Annotated in this window: 10 protein-coding genes and 1 tRNA gene; 3 read left to right on the top strand and 8 right to left on the bottom strand. The window is 65.6% G+C overall.

Features of this window, described 5'->3' with window-relative positions; translation table 11 throughout:
• From VLA96_08245 to gap, 7 genes are all read right to left on the bottom strand, one after another.
• Positions 1-314, bottom strand: a 314-nt coding sequence (locus VLA96_08245) for an MBL fold metallo-hydrolase (protein ID HSE49179.1), incomplete at its 3' end; no start/stop codon positions are given.
• Between the two features lie 66 nt (positions 315-380).
• Positions 381-740, bottom strand: coding sequence for a preprotein translocase subunit SecG (gene secG, locus VLA96_08240; GenBank protein ID HSE49178.1), 360 nt, complete (start codon positions 738-740; stop codon positions 381-383).
• Positions 741-783: 43 nt separating this feature from the next.
• A tRNA-Leu gene (locus VLA96_08235) sits at positions 784-868 on the bottom strand.
• A gap of 121 nt (positions 869-989) precedes the next feature.
• Positions 990-1,742, bottom strand: coding sequence for a triose-phosphate isomerase (gene tpiA, locus VLA96_08230; protein HSE49177.1), 753 nt, complete (start codon positions 1,740-1,742; stop codon positions 990-992).
• Positions 1,743-1,747: 5 nt separating this feature from the next.
• On the bottom strand, positions 1,748-2,278 hold the full coding sequence (locus VLA96_08225) for a macro domain-containing protein (GenBank protein HSE49176.1): 531 nt from the start codon (positions 2,276-2,278) through the stop codon (positions 1,748-1,750).
• 61 nt (positions 2,279-2,339) lie between these two features.
• A complete protein-coding gene (locus VLA96_08220; protein ID HSE49175.1) occupies positions 2,340-3,551 on the bottom strand; it encodes a phosphoglycerate kinase in 1,212 nt (403 codons plus the stop codon).
• Positions 3,552-3,587: 36 nt separating this feature from the next.
• A complete protein-coding gene (gene gap, locus VLA96_08215) occupies positions 3,588-4,598 on the bottom strand; it encodes a type I glyceraldehyde-3-phosphate dehydrogenase (protein HSE49174.1) in 1,011 nt (336 codons plus the stop codon).
• A 171-nt stretch (positions 4,599-4,769) separates the two neighbouring features.
• Between gap and VLA96_08210 the strand changes: the two genes are divergently transcribed.
• From VLA96_08210 to VLA96_08200, 3 genes are read left to right on the top strand one after another with little or no spacing between them, the layout of a single operon-like run.
• A complete protein-coding gene (locus tag VLA96_08210; GenBank protein HSE49173.1) occupies positions 4,770-5,123 on the top strand; it encodes a rhodanese-like domain-containing protein in 354 nt (117 codons plus the stop codon).
• Positions 5,123-5,833 (top strand): metal-dependent hydrolase, encoded by a 711-nt coding sequence (locus VLA96_08205; protein ID HSE49172.1) that lies wholly within the window; start codon positions 5,123-5,125, stop codon positions 5,831-5,833. Before VLA96_08210 ends, VLA96_08205 begins: the two co-directional genes overlap by 1 nt.
• A gap of 3 nt (positions 5,834-5,836) precedes the next feature.
• Complete coding sequence (locus VLA96_08200) at positions 5,837-6,472, top strand: O-methyltransferase (GenBank protein ID HSE49171.1); 636 nt, start codon at positions 5,837-5,839, stop codon at positions 6,470-6,472.
• Between the two features lie 32 nt (positions 6,473-6,504).
• On the opposite strand, the gene VLA96_08195 is transcribed toward VLA96_08200, so the two are convergent.
• Positions 6,505-7,047, bottom strand: a 543-nt coding sequence (locus VLA96_08195; protein HSE49170.1) for a PIG-L family deacetylase, incomplete at its 5' end; no start/stop codon positions are given.

The following is a 7,047-nucleotide window of genomic DNA, read 5'->3' as shown; positions in this document are numbered from 1 at the left end:
CTCGTTGCCGGTGGCGGCGCCACTCCGATCCAAGCTGCCTGGATCTCCAGCATCGGGATCTGCTCGAGGTCGCCCTCGTTCATCAGGATCGGCGCGCCGGTCGCGGCCTTCAGCTTCATCGCGCCGCCGATGTGGTCGATGTGCCCGTGCGTGATCACGATCTGCTTCACGCTCAGGCCGTGGCGCTGCACGATGGCGAGCACGCGCTCGATGTCGTCGCCGGGATCGACCACCATCGCCTCCCGCGTCGTCTCGTCTCCGATGACCGAGCAGTTGCACTGCAGCGGGCCGACCGGAAAGACCTCGTGGATCATCTCGCTATCCTAACTCCTGCAATGAAAAAGCCTCCGGCTCTCCGGAGGCTGGGGAAGTGTGCACCGCTACTTCGGTGGCTGCTTCTCCGCCGGCTGCTGCTGCTGCTGCGGCTGTGGAGTCGGCGTGGGCTGGGCCTGCTGCGTCTGCGCCGGAGCGGCCTTCTCGCCCTCCATCACCGAGCCGGTCGAGCCGCCGCCGCGCTTCACCAGGATGGCCAGCGAGATCGAGGTCACCATGAAGATGATGGCCGACCACGTGGTCGCCTTCGAGAGCAAGGTCGCCGCGCCGCGCGGGCCGAACGCCGTTTGGCTCCCCTGGCCGCCGAACGTGGCCGCGATGTCCGCGCTCTTCCCGTGCTGCAGCAGCACGACGACGATCAGGAACATGCAAACGATGACGTGTAACGCGCTGATGACTCCAACCATGCGAAGCCCGGCTCGCCGGGAACCTTTCTCTAGCTGAAACTTATGGTGCGGAAGGGGGGATTTGAACCCCCACGCCTTTCGGCGCCACCCCCTCAAGATGGTGTGTCTGCCAGTTCCACCACTTCCGCACACCTTTTGGGGCCACGCGCACGCCGGACCGCAGCCTGGCTGCGACCTCCTGACTGTGCACGGGGACACTACTGAGAGGCACTTCGATTATAACAAAACGCCCTTCGCTGACTCTCGGGCCTAGTACTTCACGATCGCGGCGAAGGACTTCGGGTCGAGCGACGCCCCGCCGACCAGCGCCCCGTCGATCTCGACCTCCGACATCAGGGCGGTGGCATTCTCCGGCTTCACGCTGCCGCCGTACAGGATGCGCATCGCCTGCGCCGCCCCTTCGCCGAATGCCTTGACCGCCTCCGCGCGGATCAGCCGGTGGGCGTCGGCCGCCATCTGCGGCGTCGCGGTCTTGCCGGTCCCGATGGCCCACACCGGCTCGTAGGCCACGGTGATGGGCGCGGCTTCCACGCCCGAGAGGCCACGGAAGGCGTTCACCGTTTGCCGGCGCAGGACTTCCTCGGTCAGCCCGGCCTCGCGCTCCTGCAACAGCTCGCCCACGCACACGATCGGTACCAGGCCGGCCGCCAGCGCTGCCTTCAGCTTCCGGTTGACCGTGTCGTCGGTTTCGCCAAAAAACTGCCGCCGCTCGGAGTGTCCAAGGATGACGTGAGTGCAACCCACGGCGGTCAACATCCCGGCGGAGATCTGTCCTGTGAACGCGCCTTCCTTTTCCCAGTAGACATCCTGGGCCCCCACGGCGACGTTCGACTCCTTGGCCGCGGCGACCGCTGCCGGCAGGTCCACGAACGGTGGGCAGACCGCGATCTCGTCGCGCGTATGCCCGGCGACCAGCGGCAGGAAGTCGCGGAAGAAGCTCTGCGCCTGCTCGGGCGTCTTGTACATCTTCCAGTTGGCGGCGATCAGTTTCTTGCGTGGCATGGGCTCTAGGAGATGCGATAGGAGTGTTCGTGCGCCAGCGCGCGCGCGGCGGCTTCGTACGCATGGTAGGTGGCCTCGTCGAACAGCACGAAGCGGACCGTCTTCAGGTTCTTGCTGTGCAGCAGCGCCCCGGCCACCTCACGCAGCGCGATGGGCGCCGCCTTCTGCACAGGGAAGCCGTAGATGCCGGTGGCCAGCGACGGCGTCGCGAGCACCGTCGACTTCAATTCCTCATCGGCCAGGGCCAAAGAATTCCGGTAAGCGCTCGCCAGCGTATCGCTCTCGCCGTGCGCGCCGCCGCGCCACATCGGCCCGACGGCATGGATCACGTGCCGCGCGCCCAGCTTGCCTGCCGTCGTCGCGCGCGCGCTCCCCGGCTCGACGTGGCCGTGGCGCTCGAACGCTTCCTGGCACTCCTCTTTGAAGTCGTTCCCGGCGATCGCGAAAATAGCGCCGCAGACGCCGGCCCCGGGAGCCAGCTGCGAGTTTGCGGCGTTCACGATGGCGTCGGTGCGCTCGTGCGTGATGTCGCCCACCTTCAGTTCGATGGCGTGCCCGTTCGGCAGCGTCAGCGTGAGCTTTTGCGCCGTCTTGGTGTCAGCGCTTATCAGTGAGCGCCTCCACTCCGGGAAGCTTCTTGCCTTCCAGGAACTCCAGCGAAGCGCCGCCGCCGGTGGAGATGTGCGAGATCTTGTCCGCGACGCCCGCCGCGTGCACCGCCGCTACCGAGTCGCCCCCGCCGACGATCGAGGTCGCGTCCTGGTTCTCCGCCACCGCCTTCGCGATGGCCATCGTGCCGTGCGCGAACGGCGCCAGCTCGAACACCCCCATCGGCCCGTTCCACACGATGGTGTTGGCGTCGGCGATCTCGGCGGCAAACTGCTTCACCGTCTCCGGCCCGATGTCGAGCCCGATCTGGTCGTCGGGGATCTTGTGTCCCACGCCGATCTGCGTGGGCTTGGCGCCCGCCTCCACCGCCGGCGCCACCACGTGGTCCACCGGCAGCAGCAGCTTCACGCCGCGCTTCTCGGCGTCCTCCAACAGCTTCTTCGCCAGTTCCACCTTGTCGGCCTCGAGCAGCGACTTGCCGATGGGCTGTCCCTTGGCCTTCAGGAACGTGTACGCCATGCCACCGCCGATCAGCAGCGTGTTGACCTTGGTCATCAGGTGCTGGATCACCGCGATCTTGTCGGAAACCTTTGCGCCGCCCAGGATGGCGACGAACGGCCGCGCCGGGTCGTGCAGCGCCCGGCCCAGGTATTCCAGCTCTTTTTGCAGCAGGAAGCCCGCGGCCGCCTTCGAAACGAACTTCGTGATGCCCGCGGTCGAAGCATGCGCGCGGTGCGCGGCGCCGAATGCGTCGTTCACGTACAGCTCGCACAGCTTCGCCAGCGACTTCGAGAAAGCCTCGTCGTTGGCTTCTTCTTCGGGATGGAAGCGCAGGTTCTCGAGCAGCAGCGCCTGTCCCTTCTCGAGCTTGCTCGCAAGCTCCTCGGCCTCGGTCCCGACGCAGTCGGGCGCAAACCCCACGTTCACGCCCGTGCCGATCTTCTGGTCGAGCAGCATCCGCAGCCGCTCCGCCACGGTCTTCAGGCTCATCTTCGGGTTGGGCTTGCCCTTGGGCCGCCCGAGGTGCGAGGCCAGGATCAGCCGCGCGCCGTGCCGCAGCAGGTACTCGACCGTCGGCAGCGTCTCCACGATGCGCGTGTCGTCGGTCACGCGCCCGTCGTCGAGCGGCACGTTGAAGTCCACGCGCAGGAACACGCGCTTGTCGTTGACGTCGATGTCCTTGATCCCCAGCTTGTTCATCGCGCCTCGCGTCACTGTTCCCGCGCCGCCCATCGGCTAGAACCCCTTCGACCCGATGTACTTGATGAGATCGCGCACGCGGCACGAGTAGCCCCACTCGTTGTCGTACCAGGAGATGACCTTCACGCAATTGCCCGCGACCACGCGCGTCATCGGCGCGTCCACGATCGAGGAGCGAGAATCCCCGCGGTAGTCCATCGACACCAGTTCCGCGGTCTCGTAACCCAGGATGCCCTTCATCGGGCCGGACTCGCTCGCCTTCTTCAGCGCCGCGTTCACTTCTTCGACTGTCGTGGGTTTCTCGACGAACGCCACCAGGTCCACCACCGAGACGTTCGGCGTCGGCACCCGCATCGCGAAGCCGTCGAGCTTCCCCTTCATCTCCGGGATGACCAGGTAGATCGCCTTCGCCGCGCCCGTCGAGGTCGGGATCATCGAGAGCGCCGCCGCGCGCGCCCGCCGCAGGTCTTTGTGAGGGAAGTCGAGGATGACCTGGTCGTTGGTGTAGGAGTGGATCGTCGTCATCGTGCCGCTCTTGATCTTGAAGCTGTCGTTCACGACCTTGGTGATCGGCGCCAGGCAGTTCGTCGTGCACGACGCGTTGGACAGGATGTGGTGCTTCGCCGGGTCATACATGCCTTCGTTCACGCCCAGCACGATGGTGATGTCTTCGTCGGTGGCGGGCGCCGAGATGATGACCTTCTTCACCGGACCGCGCAGGTGCTTCTTGGCGTCGGCCGCCTTGGTGAAGCGCCCGGTCGACTCGACCACGACTTGCGCGCCCACGTCTTCCCACTTGATGGCCGCGGGGTCCTTCTCGCTGAACACGCGGACCTTCTTGCCATCGATGGAGATCGAGTCCGCTTCCGCCTTCACGTCGTGCTTCAGGTTGCCGAGCACCGAGTCGTACTTCAGCAGGTGCGCCAGCGTCTTCGGGTCGGTGAGGTCGTTGACGGCGACGAACTCCAGCTCGCTGTTGTCGATCGCCGTCCGCAGGATGTTGCGCCCGATGCGCCCGAAGCCGTTGATGCCTACCTTGATCGCCATAGTTCCTCCGCAGGTTGAGAGCCGATAATGGTCGTACAGGATCGAGCCGCAGTCTCTAGGAAACCTTGAATCCTAGCACCCGCGATGGGAAGCGGCAATCAACGCCGCACCATGACAGAGGCGCCGCGCTGCGACTAGAATGCAGGGTTTCCTGCTGGAGGTCCCGCCCCTATGCCGCTTCCCGAATTCAAGATGCTGGTCGATGAAGCCAAGAAGGAGATCAAGGAGATCGACGTCGACGAACTCAAGCGCATGCAGCACGCGGGCGAGAAGTTCGTGCTCATCGACGTTCGCGAGCCCGACGAGCACGCCCGCGGCATGATCCCCGGAGCGCAGCCCATGCCCCGCGGCATGCTTGAGGTCAACGTCGACCAGATCACCACCGACAAGAACGCCAAGATCGTCCTCTACTGTGGCGGCGGCAGCCGCTCCGCCCTCGCCGCGCAGTCGCTCAAGAAGATGGGCTTCAACAACCCTATCTCCCTCGCCGGCGGTTGGCGCGGCTGGAAGGATGCGGGCAACTGATGGACCTGCAAGGCATCAAGCTCACCTGGCTCGGCCACGCCTGCTTCCGCGTCGAGACCCCCACCGGCAAGGTCTTCCTCATCGACCCGTGGCTGAAAGACAATCCCATGACCCCGGACGAGCACAAGGACCATCCCGCGGTGGACTACCTGCTGCTCACGCACGGACACTTTGACCACATCGGCGACGCAGTCGCCCTCGCGAAGAAGTACAACCCCATCGTCGTCGGCGTCTACGAGCTGTGCGCCTGGATGCAGAAGAAGGGCGCCAAGCAGATCGCGCCCATGAACAAGGGCGGCACGCAGATGGTCGGCGACATCCAGGTCACCATGGTCCACGCCGACCACTCCTGCGGCATCCAGGAAGACGACGGCTCCATCATCTACGGTGGCGAGCCCTGCGGCTACGTCATCCAGTTCGAGAACGGCGTGAAGATCTACCACGCAGGCGACACCAACGTCTTCGGTGACATGCACATCATCCACGAGCTGTACCGGCCGGAGATCGTCATGCTTCCCATCGGCGACCACTTCACCATGTCGCCGCGCGAGGCCAGCTACGCCTGCAAGCTGCTGCGCCCCCAGACCGTCATCCCCATGCATTTCGGCACCTTCCCGCTGCTCAGGGGCAAGCCGGACGAGCTGCGCAAGATGGCCGAGGGGATGGGCGTGGAAGTCTTGGAGATGAGCCCCGGGGTGACGGTCGGATAAGTCGTGAACGAGATCACCAACGAACGCGTCGACTCCTATCTTTATTCCGTCCTGCCCGAGCGCGACCCGGTGCTCGCGGAGATGGAGGCGCAAGCCAGGCAACGCAGCATCCCCATCGTTGGACCCGCGGTCGGACGCCTGCTCTACCAGCTCGCGCGCATGGTCAACGCGCGTACGGTGTTCGAGGCGGGCTCCGCCATCGGCTACTCCACCATCTGGTGGGCGCGCGCCGTGGGCGAAGGCGGCCGCGTCGTCTATACCGACAGCGATCGGAAGAACGCCGACGAGGCGCGCGGATACTTCCAGCGCGCCGGCGTGCTCGATCGCGTCGATATCCGCATCGGCGACGCGCTCGAGGTGCTGAGCGAGCAGCGCCCGGCCAGCTACGACATCATCTTCAACGACGTGGACAAAGAAGATTACCCGCGCGTCTTCAAGCTCGCCGTGCCGCGTGTCCGCCCGGGCGGGCTCTTCGTCACCGACAACGTGCTCTGGAGCGGTCGCGTCGTCGACCCGCCAGACGACCCCTCCCGCGCCATCGTGGAGTTCAATCGCCTGCTCTACGGGTCCAAGGAGATGTTCACCACCATCATCCCGCTGCGCGACGGCGTCGCCGTCGCCATGAAGGCTCACGACTAGCCGAGAAGGTAGGCGCCGGCGACTCGCCGGCGCTAGATGGACTTCACAGGAATGCTCGTCAGGTCTTCGACCAGCCCGACTTCCTTCTGCACGAACGGCTCGCCGTACTTCACTCCAACCAGCCGTCCGTAGTAGCGCGCCATGCCGGCGACCTCGTCGCGGATCTCCGCCTGCGCAGGGAAGTCCTCCCGCCCGGCTTCCTGGTCGGTGAACTGCGACTTGTAGGCGTAGATAGACTCCAGCCGCTTTTCGAACTGCGCGCTGATGTCGACCACGAACGTCGGCCGGATGTCGTAGTAGAGCGTGGCGTAGACGATCTTGAACGGCCGGTGCGGCTCGCCCTCGAGCTCGAGCTTCCTCAGCCCTGACACGAAACACGCCTCGTATCCCAGCGTCGAGCAGGTGTAGTGGTCGGGATGCCGCCCTTTCCAGTAGGGCAGGATGACCACCCGCGGCCGCGTCTCCCGCAGGACGCGCGCGACCTTCAGCCGGTTCTCCCAGGTGTTCTCGACGCGCGCATCCGGGATGTCGAGCGCCCGCCGCCAGCTTACCTTCAGGATGCGCGCGGCCTCGTT

This window comes from Terriglobales bacterium (genome assembly GCA_035457425.1).
Classification (GTDB): Bacteria; Acidobacteriota; Terriglobia; order Terriglobales; family Acidobacteriaceae; genus JACPNR01.
The sequence above is the reverse complement of the archived record's forward strand: the minus strand, read 5'-3'. Positions and strand labels throughout refer to the sequence as shown.

Coding starts and splice junctions, on each gene's coding strand:
- VLA96_08205 (HSE49172.1), top strand. CDS start 5,123: ATGGACCTGCAAGGCATCAAGCTCACCTGGCTCGGCCACGCCTGCTTC.
- secG (HSE49178.1), bottom strand. CDS start 740: ATGGTTGGAGTCATCAGCGCGTTACACGTCATCGTTTGCATGTTCCTG.
- tpiA (HSE49177.1), bottom strand. CDS start 1,742: ATGCCACGCAAGAAACTGATCGCCGCCAACTGGAAGATGTACAAGACG.
- VLA96_08210 (HSE49173.1), top strand. CDS start 4,770: ATGCCGCTTCCCGAATTCAAGATGCTGGTCGATGAAGCCAAGAAGGAG.
- gap (HSE49174.1), bottom strand. CDS start 4,598: ATGGCGATCAAGGTAGGCATCAACGGCTTCGGGCGCATCGGGCGCAAC.
- VLA96_08220 (HSE49175.1), bottom strand. CDS start 3,551: ATGAACAAGCTGGGGATCAAGGACATCGACGTCAACGACAAGCGCGTG.